The sequence below is a fragment of the Streptosporangium sandarakinum genome (genome assembly GCF_013409935.1).
Taxonomy (GTDB): domain Bacteria; phylum Actinomycetota; class Actinomycetes; order Streptosporangiales; family Streptosporangiaceae; genus Streptosporangium; species Streptosporangium nondiastaticum.
Genome location: NZ_JACCCO010000002.1, coordinates 1,083,569 through 1,101,941, shown reverse-complemented (window position 1 = coordinate 1,101,941; position 18,373 = coordinate 1,083,569). Strand labels below are relative to the sequence as shown.

The 18,373-nt window shown below is 69.6% G+C and carries 17 protein-coding genes; 6 read left to right on the top strand and 11 right to left on the bottom strand.

The annotated features are described in order from the left end of the window. Positions 1-36: 36 nt before the first annotated feature. Positions 37-426, top strand: coding sequence for a hypothetical protein (locus HDA43_RS23400; RefSeq protein ID WP_179825183.1), 390 nt, complete (start codon positions 37-39; stop codon positions 424-426). A 20-nt stretch (positions 427-446) separates the two neighbouring features. On the opposite strand, the gene HDA43_RS23395 is transcribed toward HDA43_RS23400, so the two are convergent. The 3 genes from HDA43_RS23395 to sodN form a co-directional block, all read right to left on the bottom strand. Then, entirely contained in the window at positions 447-1,226 is a 780-nt protein-coding gene (locus HDA43_RS23395; RefSeq protein WP_218912380.1) for an RNA polymerase sigma factor SigF, read from the bottom strand. Between the two features lie 17 nt (positions 1,227-1,243). Beyond that, positions 1,244-1,669 carry an anti-sigma factor gene (locus tag HDA43_RS23390; protein WP_376770520.1) on the bottom strand — a complete coding sequence of 142 codons (426 nt, stop codon included), beginning with the start codon at positions 1,667-1,669 and terminating at the stop codon, positions 1,244-1,246. A 190-nt stretch (positions 1,670-1,859) separates the two neighbouring features. Beyond that, a complete protein-coding gene (gene sodN, locus HDA43_RS23385) occupies positions 1,860-2,261 on the bottom strand; it encodes a superoxide dismutase, Ni (protein ID WP_179825179.1) in 402 nt (133 codons plus the stop codon). A 91-nt stretch (positions 2,262-2,352) separates the two neighbouring features. On the opposite strand from sodN, the gene HDA43_RS23380 reads away from it, so the two are divergent. Next, positions 2,353-2,661 carry a S24/S26 family peptidase gene (locus HDA43_RS23380; protein WP_179825177.1) on the top strand — a complete coding sequence of 103 codons (309 nt, stop codon included), beginning with the start codon at positions 2,353-2,355 and terminating at the stop codon, positions 2,659-2,661. Here the strand turns inward: HDA43_RS23380 and HDA43_RS23375 are convergent. Then, positions 2,628-3,161: a CGNR zinc finger domain-containing protein gene (locus HDA43_RS23375; RefSeq protein ID WP_179825175.1), complete on the bottom strand. Its 534-nt coding sequence runs from the start codon at positions 3,159-3,161 to the stop codon at positions 2,628-2,630. The genes HDA43_RS23380 and HDA43_RS23375 overlap by 34 nt on opposite strands. A gap of 267 nt (positions 3,162-3,428) precedes the next feature. Here HDA43_RS23375 and HDA43_RS23370 point away from each other — a divergent pair, with 267 nt between their 5' ends. Together HDA43_RS23370 and HDA43_RS23365 are read left to right on the top strand one after the other, a co-directional pair. Next, positions 3,429-4,628 (top strand): NAD(P)-dependent malic enzyme, encoded by a 1,200-nt coding sequence (locus tag HDA43_RS23370; protein ID WP_179825173.1) that lies wholly within the window; start codon positions 3,429-3,431, stop codon positions 4,626-4,628. 389 nt (positions 4,629-5,017) lie between these two features. After that, positions 5,018-6,190 carry an NsdA family TPR-like regulatory protein gene (locus HDA43_RS23365; RefSeq protein WP_246424493.1) on the top strand — a complete coding sequence of 391 codons (1,173 nt, stop codon included), beginning with the start codon at positions 5,018-5,020 and terminating at the stop codon, positions 6,188-6,190. A gap of 91 nt (positions 6,191-6,281) precedes the next feature. Here the strand turns inward: HDA43_RS23365 and HDA43_RS23360 are convergent, their stop codons facing one another. The 4 genes from HDA43_RS23360 to HDA43_RS23345 all read right to left on the bottom strand — a co-directional run bounded on the left by HDA43_RS23360 (position 6,282) and on the right by HDA43_RS23345 (position 12,693). Then, entirely contained in the window at positions 6,282-7,793 is a 1,512-nt protein-coding gene (locus HDA43_RS23360) for a trypsin-like serine peptidase (protein WP_179825171.1), read from the bottom strand. 625 nt (positions 7,794-8,418) lie between these two features. Continuing rightward, positions 8,419-9,579, bottom strand: coding sequence for a trypsin-like serine peptidase (locus HDA43_RS23355; protein ID WP_179825169.1), 1,161 nt, complete (start codon positions 9,577-9,579; stop codon positions 8,419-8,421). A 122-nt stretch (positions 9,580-9,701) separates the two neighbouring features. After that, entirely contained in the window at positions 9,702-10,913 is a 1,212-nt protein-coding gene (locus tag HDA43_RS23350) for a hypothetical protein (RefSeq protein WP_179825167.1), read from the bottom strand. A 220-nt stretch (positions 10,914-11,133) separates the two neighbouring features. Continuing rightward, positions 11,134-12,693, bottom strand: a complete 1,560-nt coding sequence (locus HDA43_RS23345; RefSeq protein WP_246424492.1) for a trypsin-like serine peptidase — start codon at positions 12,691-12,693, stop codon at positions 11,134-11,136. 416 nt (positions 12,694-13,109) lie between these two features. On the opposite strand from HDA43_RS23345, the gene HDA43_RS23340 reads away from it, so the two are divergent. Then, the gene (locus HDA43_RS23340; RefSeq protein ID WP_179825162.1) at positions 13,110-13,844 is read left to right on the top strand and encodes an SSI family serine proteinase inhibitor; all 735 of its coding nucleotides are present in this window, start codon (positions 13,110-13,112) and stop codon (positions 13,842-13,844) included. A 276-nt stretch (positions 13,845-14,120) separates the two neighbouring features. Here the strand turns inward: HDA43_RS23340 and HDA43_RS23335 are convergent, their stop codons facing one another. Beyond that, on the bottom strand, positions 14,121-15,242 hold the full coding sequence (locus HDA43_RS23335) for a trypsin-like serine peptidase (protein WP_179825160.1): 1,122 nt from the start codon (positions 15,240-15,242) through the stop codon (positions 14,121-14,123). A gap of 387 nt (positions 15,243-15,629) precedes the next feature. Here HDA43_RS23335 and HDA43_RS23330 point away from each other — a divergent pair, with 387 nt between their 5' ends. Next, positions 15,630-16,592, top strand: coding sequence for a zinc-binding dehydrogenase (locus tag HDA43_RS23330; RefSeq protein WP_179825159.1), 963 nt, complete (start codon positions 15,630-15,632; stop codon positions 16,590-16,592). Positions 16,593-16,634: 42 nt separating this feature from the next. Here the strand turns inward: HDA43_RS23330 and HDA43_RS23325 are convergent, their stop codons facing one another. Both HDA43_RS23325 and HDA43_RS23320 read right to left on the bottom strand, forming a co-directional pair. Next, positions 16,635-17,423 (bottom strand): PadR family transcriptional regulator, encoded by a 789-nt coding sequence (locus tag HDA43_RS23325; protein ID WP_179825157.1) that lies wholly within the window; start codon positions 17,421-17,423, stop codon positions 16,635-16,637. Next, positions 17,420-18,217, bottom strand: a complete 798-nt coding sequence (locus HDA43_RS23320) for a DUF4097 family beta strand repeat-containing protein (protein ID WP_179825155.1) — start codon at positions 18,215-18,217, stop codon at positions 17,420-17,422. Before HDA43_RS23320 ends, HDA43_RS23325 begins: the two co-directional genes overlap by 4 nt. Positions 18,218-18,373 lie beyond the last annotated feature (156 nt).

The window sequence follows — 18,373 nt, the reverse complement described above, 5'->3', positions numbered from 1 at the left end:
AGGGGGACCGGAACGGCCCGGCGATAGGGTTGGGGCGTGTCCAACCGCCCCGTCACCCTCACCGTCGCCGCCGTCGTCCTGGCGCTCGAAGGAATCCTCGCCCTGCTCCTCGGCGGCTACGTCGGCGTCGAGACGGTGATCGGCAAGCCGTCCGACCCGATCAGCTCCCTCTTCGTCGCCGGGTTCGGGATCGCCGTCGGCGCGGCCCTGCTGTGGGTGGCGTGGGGCCTGCTGCAGGCGCAGCGGTGGGCACGCGGCCCCGGGGTGGTGGCGCAGATCTTCACCGCGATCGTCGCGATCACGCTGATCCAGTCCGGCCAGGGCGCGATGGGCGTCCCGCTCATCGCCGCGACCCTGGCCGGACTGGTCACGCTGCTGTCCCCGCCGACGACCCACGCCCTCTACGGGGACGAGCGGCCGGACTGATCCCCCCTGCCGGTCCGGTCCTAGTCCTCGGCGGTCAGGCCCTCGCGGAGCTGCGCCAGGGTCCTGGCCAGCAGCCGCGAGACGTGCATCTGGGAGATGCCGAGCTCGGTGGCGATCTGCGACTGGGTCATGTTGCCGAAGAACCGCAGCAGCAGGATCCGCTTCTCGCGCGGCGGCAGCCGTTCGAGCAGCGGCTTGAGCGACTCGCGGTACTCGACGCCCTCCAGGGAGTCGTCGACGATGCCGAGCGAGTCGGCCACCGCGGGCGCGTCGTCGTCACCGGAGTCGGGGGCGTCGAGCGAGACCGTGGAGTAGGCGTTGGCCGACTCCAGCCCCTCGAGCACCTCCTCCTCCGACATCTTCAGGTAGGCCGCGAGCTCGCTCACCGTGGGCGCGCGGCCCTCCCGCTGCGACAGCTCGCTTATCGCCTTGGTCAGCGACAGCTTCAGCTCCTGCAGCCGCCGCGGCACGCGCACCGCCCAGCCCTTGTCGCGGAAGTGCCGCTTGATCTCGCCCACGATCGTCGGGGTGGCGTAGGTGGAGAACTCCACCCCCCGGTCGAGGTCGAAACGGTCGATCGACTTGATCAGGCCGATGGTGGCGACCTGGGTCAGGTCGTCGAGCCATTCGCCCCGGTTGCGGAACCGGCGGGCGAGGTACTCCACCAGGGGAAGGTGGAGCTCCACGAGCTCGTCGCGGATACGCTGGCGCCGCGAGTCGTCGGGGGTCAACTCCGCCAGTTCCGCGAAGAGCAGGCGCGCGCGTACCCGGTCGGGTACCGCGTGATCGCTGGCGGCCATGGCACGAGTCCTTTCCGTCACGCCGGCCTCGCCGCGCCTCGGCGCTTGCGTAGCACGATCGCCATGCGGTCGGGGGAGTCGGTTACGGCATCGACGTCGTCGGTCAGGGCGGTGAGCACCATCCAGGCGAAGTCATCGCGTTTCGGCGTGGAACCGCCGACCGTGCTGACCTCGACCCGGACCTGCATCACCTGACCGGTGAGCTCGAACTCGGCGGTCAGGTCCGTGCCCGGCACGGCCTCGCCCAGCAGCATCGCGCACGCCTCGTCGACCGCGATCCGCAGATCCTCGATCTCGTCCAGCGTGAAGTCCAGCCGTGCGGCCAGCCCGGCGGTGGCCGTACGCAGCACGGACAGATAGGCACTCGCCGCCGGCAACCGGACGCTCACCACGTCACGAATCCCGCCCATGCCGACCGCAGGTGTCTCGGTGTGTTCGGTCACGTTCCTCCTCGCAGAGTCGCTGACTGCAACCTACAGCCCCGCCGGGGTGAGCGGTCCGTTTGGACTCGCGATCGGGGCGAATTAGCACCTCAAGAACACCCTAAGACACCTGAATGGGACATCCCAACAGGTCAGGCCCCGTGCGAACACGCGTCGCACGGGGCCTGGGGTCCGATCAGCGGAGACCCGCTCAGGCGGCCTTGGTCGCCCAGAAGATCTTGGAGATCTCGTCGATCTTGCCGAGCAGCTCGTCGGCCTGCGCCGGGTCGACCGTGCCCTTGCCGCCGGCCGCGCCGGCCAGCTTGGTGGCCTCCCAGAACAGCTGGTGAAGCTGCGGGTAGGTCTCCAGGTGCGGCGGCTTGAAGTAGTCGGTCCACAGGACCCACAGGTGGTGCTTGACGAGCTCGGCCCGCTGCTCCTTGATGATGAGCGCGCGGGTACGGAAGACCGGGTCGTCGTTCGCGGCGTACTTCTCCATGATCGCCTTGACCGACTCGGCCTCGATGCGAGCCTGGGCCGGGTCGTAGACACCGCACGGCAGGTCGCAGTGCGCCGACGCCACGTGCTTGGGTCGCAGAAGTCGTGCAAGCATCGGAAAATCCTTCCTTGATGCTGGGTTCAGCATGGTCCACAACAGACCTTACTCGCCTTGGAATTCCCGCCGTGGCAGGGGGAGGAGACGGATGAGAGTGCGTGTCGAGGGCGACTCGATGCTGCCCGCCCTGCGCCCGGGAGACTGGCTCTGGGTACGGCGGGGCGCCGCCGTACGGGAGGGCGACCTCGTCGTCGCCCGGCTGCCGTCCGACCCGGAGCGGCTGATCGTCAAACGGGCCGCCTGGCGGGAAGCCGACGGGCGGTGGTGGCTGGAGAGCGACAACCAGCGCGCCACCGGCCGCCGCGACAGCTGGGACTTCGGAGCCCTGCCGCCCGCGTCGCTGGTCGGCAGGGTGGTGCTGCGCTACTGGCCGCTGACCTTCTTGCGCGCCCGGTAGGCCGCCACGTTGGCCCGGCTGGCGCACCGCTCCGAGCAGTAGCGGCGCGAGCGGTTGGAGGAGGTGTCGAGGTAGGCGCGGCGGCACGGCGCGGCCTGGCACAGGCCCAACCGGTCCACCCCGAGATCGGTGACGATGGTGGCCAGCCCCATCACCGCGCCCACGGCGTACTGGTCGGCCATCCGCCCGCCCTCGGTGAGGTGCAGGTGCCAGCGCTCGCCGTCGTGGCCGGAGATCTGCGGCTGGACGGGATGCTGGATGAGCAGCGAGTTGAGCCGGTCGACCACCGCCTGCTCGTCGCCGAGCGCGGCGGTCTCGAACACGGCCACGAGCTCCTCACGCAGGTCGCGCAGGGCGTCGAGGTCACTTCGCATGATGCGGCAACCGGGGCGGTAGCGGTTGCCCTCTTCGAGGATGGACCGCAGCCCGTCCATCCCGGTCAGTCGGTCGGGGCTGTTGATGAGCAGCACAGCCAGCTCGGCGTAGGAGGTCAGATCCACCGGTGGTCCGTCTTTGCTGTAAGCGATGTGCAGGGGTTCGAGTATTACACGCTGTCACGGCCGCCACCATCCGAAACAAACTAAGCGCTATCTGTCACCATTCGTGGCCCGGTCATGTGGCAGAATCGAGCGACGGGTGACCCCCGAACCCTCCGGACGACCGTTTCCGGCAAGCAGGCCCCGGGCTGCAACCGAAGCCGGGCCGGGCTTCCCGCGCCGTCCACGCAGGAACAAGTCCTTCCGTCCGACTGAACCACAGGGGTCGCTTTGGCCGTCACGCCGTCCTCAGTCTCCGTCGAACCCTCCGACCGCCTCGATCTCGACCCGGCGTTCGCCCTGCACCGCGGCGGCAAGCTGGAGGTCCGCTCCACCGTCCCGGTCCGCGACGCCGCCGACCTGGCGCTCGCCTACACCCCCGGCGTTGCCCGGGTCTGCAGCGCGATCGCCGAGCGGCCCGAGCTCGCCGACGACTACACCTGGGTGCCCAACGTCGTCGCCGTCGTCTCCGACGGCACCGCCGTGCTCGGCCTCGGCGACATCGGCCCGGCCGCCGCGATGCCCGTCATGGAGGGCAAGGCCCTGCTGTTCAAGCAGTTCGCCGGGGTCGACGCGGTGCCGATCTGCCTCGACTGCACCGACGTCGACGCGCTGGTCCAGACCGTCGCGCGGCTGGCGCCCTCCTTCGGCGGCGTCAACCTGGAGGACATCAGCGCGCCCCGCTGCTTCGAGGTCGAGGCCCGGCTGCGCGAGCTGCTCGACATCCCCGTCTTCCACGACGACCAGCACGGCACCGCCATCGTCGTGCTCGCCGCGCTGCGCAACGCCGCCCGGCTCACCGGCCGCTCCCTGGGCGAGCTGCGGGCCGTCGTCGCCGGCGCCGGCGCCTCCGGCATCGCGGTCAGCCGCATGCTGCTCGACGCCGGCATCGGCGACCTCGCGGTGGCCGACTCCGCCGGCCTGATCCACGACGGGCGCGACCGGCTGAACCCGGCCAAGGAGGCCCTGGCCCGCGACACCAACCGCGCGGGCCTGCGCGGCTCCACCGAGGACGCCCTGGCCGGCGCCGACGTGTTCGTGGGCCTGTCCGGCTCGACCGTCTCCGAGGAGGCCGTCGCCTCCATGGCGCCAGGCTCGATCGTCTTCGCGCTTTCCAACCCGACGCCCGAGATCTACCCGGAGATCGCCGCCAGGTACGCCCGGGTGGTGGCGACCGGCCGCTCCGACTTCCCCAACCAGATCAACAACGTGCTGGCCTTCCCCGGCGTCTTCCGCGGGGCGATCGACGTCCGCGCCACCGCCATCACCGAGAACATGAAGGTCGCCGCGGCCGAGGCACTGGCCGGGGTGGTCGGCGACGACCTCGCGGCCGACTACGTCATCCCCAGCCCGTTCGACGAGCGCGTCGCCCCCGCGGTCACCGCCGCGGTCGCCGCGCAGGCCCGGCTCGACGGGGTCGCCCGCCGGTAGAGCGCCCGAGGCGGGTCCCGGCGGGCCGCCGGGACCCGCCTCGGGCCGTTCTCGCCGGGGACCCTCGCCCGGAAATCCTCACCTGGGATCCTCAGCGCCCACGACGCCCTCCACGACGCCCTCCGCCTGACCGGCGGGGGGCGTCTCGCGTTGCACCGTCACACCTGGTGTTCCAGGGAATCTTCAAAAGACGGTAACTGAACGTGCTATAAACGGAGCGCTCCGTCATCGTTCCGGCAAGTGCGTCAGGGAGGGGCGGAGTCCGGCACGGGGTGCGAATCCCTCCCGGCACCCGCGCGGTGCCCACGCCGTGCTCGTCCGGCACCCGCGTCGTGCCCCCGCTACGCCCCCGCGGCGCGCACGCGGTGCCCACGGTGAGGAGAGACACGATGACACACCGGCCCGACCACTCACTTCGGCGGCTCATGGCCGAGGCGGGACTCATCCGCCCGAGGCCGTCCCGCGGGGCCGACGCCCCCGGGCAGGAGTTCCCCCATACCTGGCAGGAGGCGATCACGACCGTGACGGAACTGTGGCACGGAGACGTGGAGAGACGCAGGTTCCTGCTCGACTCGGCCTTCGCGGTCGGGGCGGGCTCGACCGGCGCGCTGCGCTGGCTGACCCTCCCGCAGGAGTCCGCCCCCGTCGCGGGCGGCCACCGACGGGTGGGCACGGCCGACATCGCGGCCATCCGGGAGGTGACCCGCTCCTTCGGCGAGCTGGACAACAGGTTCGGCGGCGGCCGGATCCGCCCCGCCGTCGTGAAGTACCTCGACACCGCGGTCGCCCCGCTGCTGTCGGACGGCTCCTACGGCGAGGCCACCGGCCGGGCCCTGGCGTCCGCCGCGGCCGAGCTGACCCGGCTGGCCGGGTGGATGGCCTACGACCTGGAGCGGCACGGCCTGGCCCAGCGCTACCTCATCCAGGCGCTCCGGCTGGCCAGGGAGGCCGGCGACCACGGCCTCGGCGGGGAGATCCTCGCCGGGATGAGCCACCAGGCGGTGTACGTCGGGCAGCCGGCGCACGCCCTCGACCTCGCGCGGGCCGCCCAGCTCTCGGCCCGCCGCGCCGGGATCTTCACCCTGCTCGCCGAGGCGCACGTGATGGAGGCGCACGCGCACGCCGTCAAGGGCGACCGTACGGCGTGCGCCGCGTCGCTGCACGAGGCCGAGCTGGCCTTCGACCGGCGCCGGGGCGGCGACGAGCCCGGCTGGATCTCCTACTTCGACGAGGCGTACCTCGCGGCCAAGTTCGCCCACTGCTTCCGCGACCTGGGCGACGGCCCGGCCACCGTACGGCACGCCACGCGGTCGCTCGACATGGACGGGCGCTACGTGCGGGGGCGGATGTTCAACCTGTCCCTGCTCGCGGCGGGGTGGCTGCGCAGCGGCGACCTGGAGCAGGCGTGCTCGGCGGCGGGGGAGGCGCTGGAGCTGTCACGCGACCTCCAGTCGGCCCGCAGCCGGTCGTACGCGGACGACCTGCGGCGGAGGTTCGCGCCGTTCGCGGGGGAGGCCGCGGTGAAGGAACTGGGGGAGCGGGCCGGGAGCGCGGCCGTCTGAAAAAGACTGAGGGGCCCGGCAAGAGCCGGGCCCCTCAGGTGGAGCAGGTGAGCTTGAGGTTTGGACCCCCTAGCTCAGGTGACCGTCAGAACTACTTGACGATCGAGCCGGACCACACGGCGGCGGCCTGGTTGTAGACCGTCGCGGTCTCACCGTCGAAGTACGGCGAGGTGCTCAGGTCGAAGCGGCCGTTCTTGTCCTGGTCGCCGAACAGGCTGGTCACGCCGTTGACGTAGCCGAGACGCTTGGCGTTGCTGTACTTGATGAGCCACGGAGCACCGTCGGCGCCCTCGGTCATCGCGCACTTCAGGCCAATGTGCTCCTCGACCTTCTCGGCGGCGGAGACGTACACCTTGCCGGAGGTCTTGCCGTAGCACCACTTCGGCGTGACACCGGTGTAGGCCTTGTTGCCGTCGGGGTGCGGGAGCGCCGGGTAGCCGAAGACCCACACAGCCTGGCCGGTCTTCTGGTTCCAGGCCACACCCTGGCCACCGACGTTGTCACCGAGCTTGCCGGCGTCCTTGATGAAGCCGTCGATGATGAAGTACGTGGTCTTGTAGTACTTCTTCGAGGTGGCCGGCTTCACCCACTTCTGGACGAAGTAGTGGGTGATGGTGAAGTTGCCGTTGCTGTCCTTGGCCTTCTCGCCCGGGCCCTCGTACTTGAGGAACTCGGTCCGGGTCACGTTCTCGACGACCGGGTCGCCCAGCTTGTTGCCGTTGCCGCGACCGATGCCGGCCCGCTCGTACTCGCCCTTGGAGACTTCCTTGCGCTCAAGAACGGCGCCGGGGTAGTCCGGGCCGACCTTGTCGGCAGGGTTGTCGGCGGTCTTGTCGTCCGCCCAGCAGTCACCCGTGAGGTTGGTCAGGCAAGCCTTGAACTGGTCGTAGGTGATCTCCTCGACCTTGGTGTTCTTGGCGCCGTTGTACTTCTCGTACTCGGCCTTGGAGACTTCCTTGGCCGTGCCGCCACCGATCTGGACACCGTTGTACACGGTCACGAACGCGTAGTCGCGGTCGCGGTCGTTGAACACGGAGTAGTCGTAGTGGGTGAAGGCGGTCTTACCGACGTAGACGCCGTAGGGAGCCTTGCCCTGGTAGTAAGCCGGGACGAAGACCCACTTGCCCATGACGCTGCCGTTGGCCTTGTCGTCGTAGACGCAGTGGCCGGCGGTGGCGACGAGGTTGTGGTACTTCGACTGGACCGAGGTGGCGGAGCACCACTTCAGGCTGCCGTCGGGGGCCTCGAAGAACACCTTGCCGATGGTCTTCGGCAGGTTGATGTTCTTGACCTTGGCCGCGGTCTTCTTCTCCTCGCCGATGGGGGCGGCGAGGCCCGGCTTGCCGTCGGCGGTGTAGCCGCCGCCGGCCTTCAGCTGGGTGGTGGCCTTGGTCTCGACGTTGTAGGCGGTCGCCTTGGCGAGGTTGTTGGACTCGCCGTTCTTCGCGAGCCAGAAGTTCGCCACCTCCTGCGCGGAGGGAGCGTCCTTGGCCATCGTGTCGGAGGCCCAGTCGGGAGCGGCGTTGGCGGTGCCGGCCAGGCCGGCGGCCAGCAGACCGGAGGCGAGGACGACGCCACCGGCGGGGAGGAGGATGCGCTTCAAGGGAAACTCCTTGGTCTGATGTGGAACGCTTCTTGCGTCCCATGCGTCAGTAAAGGGATAGCCAGAAACATACAGGGCGGATCTTGTGAATCGGAAGCCGCTTTGGTGGGTAAGAAGGGCATAGGCGGGGCCGAGACCGTTCCGTTACCTTCGGCGTGTGATGAAACCGTTGTGACGGTTGGGGTTTGTCGGAGTCGTTTCCGCAGATAGTCATGATCTCGTAACGGGTGCGCCCTAAGTGGGGTGAGCGTCCGGTCGCGATCAGTGATCGGATCAATGTGACGCAGATCACATGGAACCGATGGCACCGAATCTGGCCGAACCACGTCTAACGCGCCCGATCCCCGCCTCCGTGGGGTCTCCAACCTCCGGGAGTGCGCCTTTCGGGCCCGTCCGGTTCGTCCCCAGCCTCGCTCAGAGTCCGTTTTCGGCGCTCGGCGGCTCGGTTTCGCGCCTCCCGGACGCCGCCGTGCAAATCCCAGGAATCCGCTCGGAACCCGGGAAACCCGTCACGCGATCCCCGGAAACGCCGACGGGGCCCGGCAGAGAGATCTCTGCCGGGCCCCGTCGTATGGGGTGGAGAAGGGTCCTCAGCGCCCGCCAGGGGCTCCGAGGGACGGACGGCCTACCGGTACAGCTCGCCGTTCGGGCCGACGATCTTGCCGGACCACACGGAGGCGGCCTGGCGGTAGATGTCGGCCGTCTCGCCGTCGAAGTACGGCGAGGTGATCAGGTCGTAGCGGTCGTTCTTGTCCTGGTCGCCGAAGAGGCTGGTGACGCCGTTGACGTAGCCGAGACGCCGGCCGCTGCTGTACTGCGTCAGCCACGGGCCGCCGTCGGCGCCCGGGGTGAAGGTGCCCTTGAGGCCCATGTGCTCCTCGACCTTGTGCTCGGGGGAGACGTAGACCTTGCCGGACGGCTTGCCGTAGACGTACTTGGGCGTCACGCCGCTGAAGGGCTTGTCACCGTCGGGGTGCGGGGCCGCGGGGTAGCCGAAGGCGTAGACGGGCTTGCCGGTCGGCTGGTTCCAGGTGACGCCCTGGCCGCCGACGTTGTCGCCCAGCGCGCCGACATCCTTGGACCGCAGGATGTAGTAGCGGCCGCCACCGCCCCACTTGGGGCCGGTGAACTTCTGGAAGTCGCTCCGGCTGACCTGCTTGATGCCGTCGAAGGCCACGCCGTTGAAGACGGTGACGAAGGCGTAGTCCTTGTCGTAGTCCTCGTAGTTGGCGAAGTCGTAGTGGGTGTAGGCGGTCTTGCCGACGTAGATGCCCCACGGCACCTTGCCCTGGTAGTAACCCGGGACGAAGACCCACTTGTCCATCGTGTCGCTGTTGGTCTCCGGGTCGTAGACGCAGTGACCGGCGGTGGCGACGAGGTTGCGGTACTTCGACTGGATCGAGGTGGCCGTGCACCAGCGGTACTGGCCGTTGACGACGAAGAACACCTTGCCGACCGTGCGGGGCAGGTTGACGTTCTTGACGGTGGTCTGGGCCGGCCTCTCCGAGCCGGTCGGGCCGACGCTGCCGGGCCGCCCGTCGGCGGAGAAGCCGCCGCCGGCCTTCATCTTCACACCGCCGGGATCGGGGTTGTAGGCCGTGGCCCTCTTGAGGGCGGCGAAGTTCGAGGCGGCCCAGAAGTTGATGACCGAAACGGCCGAGGCGCTGTTGGTCGCCATGGAGTCGGTGGCCCAGTCGGGGGCTGCCTGGGCGGTGCCGGCCGTACCACCGGCCAGCAGGCCGAGGACGAGCGCGGCGCCGCCGAGGGGGAGGAGGGAACGCTTCACAGACATGCTCCTTGTTCTGCACCGTTTTCCGGATGATCCGGAAACTGCGGGAAGACAAGGAGGCAACCTACCAAGATCTGGCAACCGAGGGGGGTTCGGTCCCCTTCGTCCGTCTCCGGATCTCAGCTCGCGGTCTGCTGCGCGGCCCAGCGGTAGACGACGTATGTCGAGGCCATGAAGTACGGCGAGGAGATGCGGTCGTACTTCTTGTCGGTGTCGGTGTCCCAGGCGAAACTGTTGACGCCGTTGAGGTAGCCGACGCCGTTGGCGGGGTCGTAGTAGATCAGCCACGGGCCGCCGCTGGCCCCGGCGGTGAACCCGCACCGGAGCGCGATGCCGCGGTCCACGAGGCGGGCCGGGGCGTTGGCCCGGTAGGTGCGGCCGTCGCACCGCTTCATCGTCCGGCCGTCGTACGGCCTGCTGCCGTCGATCTGCGGGGCCGCGGGGTAGCCGAAGGCGAAGGTGGACAGATTGATGCCGCGGTTGACCATCAGGCCCTGGCCGCCGACGTTGTCCTCCAGCGCGCCGACGTCCTCCATCACGTAGCTGCCGGCGGTCCTGCCGGGCTTCCAGCGGAACCCGTCGTGCACGGTGATGAACGCGTAGTCGTAGTCGTAGTCACCCTGGGCGATGAAGCTGGAGTGCAGGTTGAGCGTGTGACCGACGTAGATGCCGTACGGTGTGCCGCCGTCGGCGTAACCGGGGATGAAGATCCAGTACTCGGCGAACCTGTCCTGCTTGGCGTCGTAGGTGCAGTGCGCGGCCGTCGCGACCAGCCGGTGGTTGGCGGCGGCCACCGACGAGGCGGAGCACCAGTAGTCCTTGTCGCCGATCCGGAAGAAGACCTTGCCGACGGTGACCGGGTTGCCGCCGGTCTGCGCCTTCTTCTTCGGGAAGGTGGGGCTGACGACCGGGGACGAGGCGGCCCTGGCAGTCTTCGCGTTCCCCGAGCTCGTGCCGGCCGCCGGGACGGCGGCGCCCCCGGCGGGGATGGGCCTCCCGCCCGCGGCCGTCGCGGTGGCGCTCGGCTTCGCGCTGGACGTGGGGGACACCGGCGCGCTGGAGGTGGCGCCGCTGCTGGGCTTGACCTCGGGGGCGGCGGGCGTGTTGTTCTGGGCCGCCTTGAGCCGGGCCGGGCTCCAGTACTCCACGATCCGCTTCATGTCCGCGTCGGTCTTGGTCAGTGTGACGGAGGTGATGCCGTTGGGAGTGCCCGACCAGGGGGCGGCCACCGCGTCCGCCCCGGCGCTCCCGGCGAACGCGGACGCCAGCGTCACGCAGGCGGCGAACAGCGCGCCGAGCGTGGCCGTGAGCCGCCGGACGCGGGGGGACATGAGGGGCTTCCTTTCGGGGGACGGAGCTGGGGGCGGAGGGGCGGGGGAGGCTGTGAAAAGCTATTTTTCCAGATCAATTCAGTTTTGGGCAGGTCGGCCGACCGATTCGCTCTGGCCCGCCGTCCTGCCAGCCTGCCGCCGGGCGCATAAGCGCCCCGTCAAGACCCGGAAGGGCCGGGGTGTGCGCACCCGGCCCTTCCGCTGCTCCACACCGCGAGGACTAGGACGGGAGCTTCCCGGTCCAGAGGTTGGCGGCGTGCTTGTAGATGGCGGCGGTCTCACCGTTGAAGTACGGCGTGGTCGTCCGGTCGTAGCGGTCGTTGTTGTCGCTGTCGACCGTCAGGCTCACGACGCCGTTGAGGTAGCCGGTCCGCTTGCTGTTCTTGTACTGCAGCAGGAAGGGGCCGCCGCTGGCACCGGGGGTGAAGGCGCACTTGATGGCCTGCTGCTCCTGGGCCTTGTACTTCGACACCACGGGGGCGGCGACGGTCGTGCCGTAGCACCACTTCATGGTCTGGCCGCTGTAGGGGCGGCTGCCGTCGGGGTGGCCCTGGGTCGGGTAGCCGAAGGTGAAGACCTTCTTGCCCAGCTTCTGGTTCCAGGCCACGCCCTGGCCGCCGACGTTGTCACCCAGGCGGCCGGCGTCGGTCACGTACGTGGTGTAGTACCGGAAGATGGTGTACTTCGCGGACGAGGTCTTCGCGATGTACTTGATCACGTAGTAGTGGGTGACCGTGTAGTTGCCCCGCCGGTCGATCTGCTTGACGCCCGGGCCCTTGTACGCCTCGTACTCGTTCTTGGTGAGCTGCTCGACGCGAGGCTCCAGGCGGGCGCCGGTCTTGGGCCACTTGTCCTGGTCCAGCTCCTGGCCGTGCAGGGTCACCTTGCCGTCGTGCAGGCCGAAGACCCGGCTGGCGGCCTTGCCCCAGGTGGCCTTGTCGGTCTCGACCGCGACGCCGATGGCGCCCTTGTACTGCGGACCGACCTGGTCTTCCTTGTCGACTCCGTCGACCTTGCCGAGGCCGCCCTTCTTGGTCCACTCCTCGTAGGTCTGGCGGTCGACGGTCCTGGCGTCCTCGCGGCCCGCGCCGCCCTTGTCGACGTGCGCCTTGTAGGTCTTGTAGTCGACCTCCTTCTCGGGCTGCTGCTTGATGCCGTTGTAGACGTTGACGAAGGCGTAGTCGTAGTCGTAGTCCTCGAAGATCGTGAAGTCGTCGTGGGTGTTGACCTTGGCGCCGACGTAGATGCCCCAGGGGGCCTTGCCCTGGTAGTAGCCGGGGATGAAGACGAAGTTGTCGTACGGCTTGTTGGTGTCGGTGTCGTACACGCAGTGGCCGGCGGTGGCCACCAGGTTGCGGTACTTCGACTGGATCGAGGTGCCGGAGCACCAGCGCTCCTGGCCCTTGTCGTCGACGAAGAAGACCTTGCCGACGGTGATGGGCAGGTTCACGTTCTTCGAGCTGCCGGCGGACTTGCTACCGCCCGGGCCGGTCGGGGCCACCAGGCCGGCCTTGCCGTCGGCGGCGGCCTTGGCGGCGCCGGTCTTCGTCAGCTTGGCGGAGATGGTGGAGTCGGCGGTGAAGGTCTTCGCCGACTTCAGCTTGGAGGAGGTCCAGTACGCCGCGATGGCCTTCGCGTTACCGGACGGGGTGAGCGCGGCCGACTTGACGTCCGGCTTCGGCGCGGCCTGGGCGGTGCCCGCGAGGGGCGCGGCGATCACGGCGGCGGCGACGAGGGCGCCACCGGCGGGGAGGGCGAGGCGCTTGGCTCGGGAGTTCAAAGTAGCTCCTTCTTTGTCATGAGTCGCTCGGGTTGACTCACGCATGCGTAAAGAGACAAGAGGAGACCGTACTCGGCAAAGTTGGTTTAAAGAGACAGAAACCGGACAGTCAAGGGGGACCGTTACGGGGTCGTTACCAAAACCGGGGAACCGAAAGCCGCGAACCGGCGTCTGATCTGCTTCGTCTTGATCGACTGCCTCGGCGGCCGCCGTGCACCGTGCTGAGCTGGGGTGTCACGCCGCCGCCGCGAAGCGGGAACGATCCACGATCTTTTCCCGGAAGGTGCGTCGCCGCGAGACAGGAAGCGGCCGGGCGTTATAGCATTCCCGCAGTTCAGAGCCTTGATCCATCCCCCCGGTCAGGCCGGTCACCTCGTTCCGGCCCGCCCACGCAACGCCGTCCATCGGGGGGTTCCATGTCACGTCTCCGCTGCCTGGCCGCCGCCGGTCTCGTCCTGCTCTCCAGCGCCGCGCTCACCACCGCGACGGCGACCGCCGCCACCGCCACCGCCGGGCCCCGGGAGACCGGAGTCTCCAGTACGCCCGAAGCCGCCTCGCTGAAACCCGTTCCGCCGCGGGTCCAGCGGACGCGGCAGCGCAACGCCGCACCGCCCCGGCGCAGGCGGCCCTGGAAGACCATCCGCATCGAACCGGCCGCGCCCAGCGCCACCGACCAGCGACCGCCCGCGAGCCGGCAGCGACCGCCGGCCACCGACCACCGGCCAACGGCCACCGACCAGCGGCCGCCCGCCGCTCCCGTGGCGCAGCAGCGGCCCGCCGTCGCCCCGCAGTCCATGGCCGATCCGCGCCGGCCGGCGCCCCTGCTGTCACCGGAGAACATGCGGGTGCTCGTGCTGACCGCCACGCCGGGGGAACAGTTCTCGGCCGCCGCGTCGCGGTCCGCCCTGCTCGTCTGCGACCCGACGCGTGGCTCGCACCCGCAGGGGGCCCAGGCATGCGGGCAGCTCAGCGTGGTCAACGGCGAGTTCACCGCGCTCCGGCCGCTGCCGGGGGTGGCGTGCACGATGCAGTACGACCCCGTCACCGTGACCGCGAGCGGCATCTGGGACGGCCGTACCGTCAGGTACCAGCACACCTTCGGCAACTCCTGTGTGATGCGGTCCACCACCGGCTCGGTCTTCGCCTTCTAGGAGTCGTCCCGACCGGAACCTGAGGGAGTACGGGCCCCGGAGAAGGGGGTCCCGTTCCCGTGAGTGTCCTCGCGGCGCCCCGCGTCGCGAGGCGCCGATGCCCGAGGGCGTCGTGAACCCCCGGTGCCGCAGCGCACCGCAAGCCCCGGGTGAGGGCCGCGGAATCCCGAAGCCGCGGACCCCCGGACCGCGAAGGGGCCCGGTCTCCACGGAGACCGGGCCCCTCGTCACGGCGGGCGGCCGAATGGCCTTGCGGCCGCCCGGCGGGGTTTCGCGTCACTTGGTCCAGCGGTTGGCCGCGGCCTTGTAGACCTTGTAGGTGTCGGTGTTGAAGTACGGCGAGGAGATCCTGTCGTAGCGGTCGTTCTTGTCGGTGTCCCACGCGACGCTGTTGACGCCGTTGATGTAGCCGGTCCGCGTGGAGTTCTTGTACTTCAGCAGCCAGGGACCGCCACTGGCGCCCGCGGTGAAGGCGCACTTGAAGCCGAGGTGCTCCTGGATGTTGTACTGCGGGGCGGCGGGCATGGCCGCCGCGGTGCCGTAGCACCACTTCATGGTGCGCCCGCTGAAGGGCTTGTCGCCGTCGGGGTGCAGGCCGGCCGGGTAGCCGAAGGAGAAGATGTCGTTCTTCACCTTCTGGTTCCAGGCGAAGCCCTGGCCGCCGACGTTGTCACCGAGCCGGCCGACGTTCTTGATGGTCGGCTTCCACTTGCCGTCGGAGCCCTTCTCCCAGCTGACCTTGTAGCCGGAGCTGACGTTGACGAACGCGTAGTCGAAGTCGTAGTCCTCCTTGACCACGAAGTCGTCGTGCGCGTTGAACCACTTGGCGGCGTAGATGCCGTACGGGTTCTTGCCGTTCCACGCCTGGTCCCCGTCCCAGTAGGAGGGGATGAAGACCCAGTTGTCGTAGAACTTGTCGGTCTTCACGTCGTAGACGCAGTGCGCCGAGGTGGCGACCAGGTTGTGGTACTTGCCCTGGATCGAGCTGCCGGAGCAGTACTTCCAGCTCTTGGGGTCCGCCGGGTTGGCGCCGGGCAGGGTGAAGAAGACCCGGCCGACGGTGTTGGGCAGGTTGACGCTCTTGCTCTTGGCGGTCTTGCCGCCCTCCTGCCCGATCGGCGGGACCGATCCGGCCTTGCCGTCGGGCCGGCCGGCGGCCTTGGAGGCCGTGCCGCCCTTGACGCTCAGGTCGAGGTCGCGGGAGGCGTCGGTGGCCCGGCGCATCCGCTCCGGTGACCAGAACGAGGTGGCCTCGACGGGGGTCTCCGAGGCGGAGGAACTCACCACGTCGCCGGGGGATGACGCGCTTGCCTGCGCGCCGGAGGTGGCGCCGATCACGCCGGTGACCAGGAGGGCACCGGTGAGGGGGATCGTGAGGCGCCGTGCTCGGGAATTCAATGGAGCTCCTTTCGTTCTCGGCGAGGGTCGGGACTTCCGCTCGCCAGGAAAACGTTCGGAACGCTACTGAATTGATCAAGGCTTCGGCGATGAAATGACGCGAAAAAGTTTGGAACGGTTCCATCCGATGCGAAGACGTTATTTGAATAGCGACTCGTTATGATTTAGCGAAAAGGTATTTCCCCTGGTGGGGGCACTTGTCCGGGCTGGATCGAAATATCCGCCGCACCACCTTCACCATTGGCTCGAATTCGTTTCCCGGGTAACCGGGAACACGTGAGACCGTTCGGGTGACGCGGTTCCGGGCATGGCCGATCCGCCGAACTCGCCGGACCCGCCGGGCGGGGGTGCGGCGGGAGACGCGGTCCGGGGGCGTAGGGTGCGGCCATGTTCGCCGTAACCGCCACACAGACCGACCCCGACAACCCCCTCGCCGGGCTGACGCTCGGCGAGCGACCCGAACCCGAGGTTCCCGACGGCTGGACCACCGTCACGGTCCGGGCCGCCGCGCTCAACCACCACGACCTGTGGACGTTGCGGGGCGTGGGTATCCGCCAGGACCGGCTGCCGATCGTCCTGGGCTGCGACGCCGCCGGAGTCGACGAGGACGGCAACGAGGTCATCGTCCACGCGGTGATCGGAGACGGCCCCGACGAGACGCTCGACCCGAGGCGGTCGCTGCTGTCGGAGACGTACGACGGCACCTTCGCCGAGCGGGTGGCCGTGCCGCGGCGCAACCTGGTTCCCAAGCCCGCCGCGCTCGGGTTCGAGGAGGCGGCCTGCCTGCCGACCGCGTGGCTGACCGCCTACCGGATGCTGTTCGACAAGGCCGGTCTGGAGCCCGGCTCCACCGTGCTCGTCCAGGGCGCGGGCGGCGGCGTGGCGACCGCGCTGATCGCGCTGGGCCGCGCGGGCGGCTACCGGGTGTGGGCCACCAGCCGCTCGGAGGAGAAGCGGGCGCGCGCCCTCGACCTGGGCGCCGACCAGGTCTTCGAGAGCGGGGCCCGGCTGCCCGAGCGGGTGGACGCGGTGATGGAGACCGTCGGCCAGGCCACCTGGGCCCACTCGCTGAAGTCGCTGCGGCCCGGCGGGCGGATCGTGGTCTCCGGCGCGACCAGCGGCGCGGTGCCGCCGGCCGACCTGAACCGGGTGTTCTTCCTCCAGCTGTCCGTGGTCGGCTCGACCATGGGCACCCGCGATCAGCTCGCCAGGCTCGCCCGGTTCCTGGAGCAGACCGGCGCACGCCCGATGATCGACCGGACGCTCCCGCTGGCCGAGGCCCGCGAGGGGTTCGCGGCCATGGAGAAGGGCGACCTCTTCGGGAAGGTCGTCTTCACCGCCGGGGGCTGAGCCGCTCCGGTACGGCCGGCGACGGCCGGCCGTACCGGCAGGTCAGCGCAGGGCGCCGCGGATGCGGCGGGCGGCGTCGTAGAGCGCGTCCTGCGCGGTGGCCAGGGTCTCCTCGGTCACCCGGCGGCCGGCCGCGTCGGCGCGGACCTCCTCGACGAACTCGGCCAGCATCTGCCCGAGCCGGGGGTCACCGGACGGCTCATGACCGGCGAAGCCCTCGGCCCACAGGCGCTTCCACTCCTGCTTCCATTCCTGCTTCAGCTCACCGACGTGCTGCTGCCACTCCTGCTTCTGCCGTTGCCACTCCTGCTTCTGACGCTGCCATTCCTGCTTCTGGCGCTGCCACTCGGCCTTCTGCTCCCGCCAGGCCTCGCGCTGGTTGCGCCGGTCGTCGCGGTCGTCGCGGTCCTCCCGGCGGGCGCCGCCCTGCTGCCCGGTGCCCTGCCGCATGTCACGCGCCATCTGGGTGAGCTCCTCGCGCAGCGACCGGACCGTGTCGCGCACGTCCTCCTTGACCTCGCGGGCGATGTCGCGGACGGAGTCGGAGATCTCCTGCTCCAGGTCGGCGAGCTCGTCCATCCGGGCGTTCAGCTCCTCGCGGCCCCGGTCGGTGATCGTGAAGATCTTCTTGCCGTTCACCACCTCGTGGGTGACCAGGCCCTCCTCCTCCAGCCGGGCCAGGCGCGGGTAGATCGTGCCGGGGGAGGGGGAGTACACGCCGAGGAAGCGATCCTGCAGCAGCCGGATCACCTCGTAACCGTGGCGGGGGCTCTCCTGGAGCAGTTTCAGCAGGTACAGCCGGAGCCGTCCGTGGCCGAAGACCGGGCTCATGCCTGTTCTCCCTTCAGAAGCGTGACGTCCGCGGTGACGGTGGCCGCCGACAGGGACGCCATGCCGCCGCCGAGCCTGCCGCCGAGCGTCCTGATCCCGGGCTGGCCGGACTGGGCGAGCTCGGTGAAGGCGCTGGCCAGCCTGCCGGAGGTGGAACGGATCGTGACGTCGGCCGCGACGTCGTGCGGCAGACGGAGCACGATGTCGCCGGAGACGCTGTGCAGCGTCACGTGGCCGGTCGGCGGGAGCTCCAGATCGGCGGTGATCCGGCCGGAGACGGTGTTGGCGCGCAGCCGGCGGGGCGTGCCCTTGGCCACGGTCAGTTCGCCGGAGACGCTCTTGACCGACAGGTCGCCGACCAGGCCGCGGCTCTCGACGGAGCCGGAGACGGTGTCGGCGTGGGTCTCGCCGCTCACACCGTCGAGCACGATCTCCCCGGAGACGCTCCTGACCGAGGTGCGCTTCTCGAAGCCGGTGACGACCGCGGAGGCGGAGACGACCCCCACGGCGACCGGGCACTCCCTGGGCACGGTCAGCGTCAGCGTGGCCTCCGGGCGCCTGGACCACAGCCGGCTCAGCAGGCTTTCCCAGGTAAGGTCGCGGTAGGTGACGGTGAGCGTGCCGTCGTCGTCGTGGGTGACGACCAACGGCGGGCTGTCGATGTCGGTGACGTCCAGGGTGGCGGGGCCGTCACTGGCCAGCACCGCCAGCCTGCCCGCGACGATCCGGACGTTGAGCCCGCTGACCGCGTCGAAGGTGAGCTGTCCGGGTTTCTCGATGGTCCACTGCCGCATGTCGGTGACCTCCTTGAGGAACACGATATGTCGCGTTCTTGGTGAAGGTCAAGATATGTCGCGTTGAAACCGGTCATTCCCGCCGTCCGCGCCCGGCACGTCCATCATCCGCCGGGGCGGGCCCGCCGTCCGCCGCAGTCGTGCTCGGCGTCCGCC

What these genes read in the sequence shown, in the direction of transcription:
- HDA43_RS23395 (WP_218912380.1), bottom strand. Translation starts at nt 1,226, where the DNA reads ATGGCCGCCAGCGATCACGCGGTACCCGACCGGGTACGCGCGCGCCTG.
- sodN (WP_179825179.1), bottom strand. Translation starts at nt 2,261, where the DNA reads ATGCTTGCACGACTTCTGCGACCCAAGCACGTGGCGTCGGCGCACTGC.
- HDA43_RS23380 (WP_179825177.1), top strand. Translation starts at nt 2,353, where the DNA reads ATGAGAGTGCGTGTCGAGGGCGACTCGATGCTGCCCGCCCTGCGCCCG.
- HDA43_RS23365 (WP_246424493.1), top strand. Translation starts at nt 5,018, where the DNA reads ATGACACACCGGCCCGACCACTCACTTCGGCGGCTCATGGCCGAGGCG.
- HDA43_RS23350 (WP_179825167.1), bottom strand. Translation starts at nt 10,913, where the DNA reads ATGTCCCCCCGCGTCCGGCGGCTCACGGCCACGCTCGGCGCGCTGTTC.
- HDA43_RS23340 (WP_179825162.1), top strand. Translation starts at nt 13,110, where the DNA reads ATGTCACGTCTCCGCTGCCTGGCCGCCGCCGGTCTCGTCCTGCTCTCC.
- HDA43_RS23330 (WP_179825159.1), top strand. Translation starts at nt 15,630, where the DNA reads ATGTTCGCCGTAACCGCCACACAGACCGACCCCGACAACCCCCTCGCC.
- HDA43_RS23325 (WP_179825157.1), bottom strand. Translation starts at nt 17,423, where the DNA reads ATGAGCCCGGTCTTCGGCCACGGACGGCTCCGGCTGTACCTGCTGAAA.
- HDA43_RS23320 (WP_179825155.1), bottom strand. Translation starts at nt 18,217, where the DNA reads ATGCGGCAGTGGACCATCGAGAAACCCGGACAGCTCACCTTCGACGCG.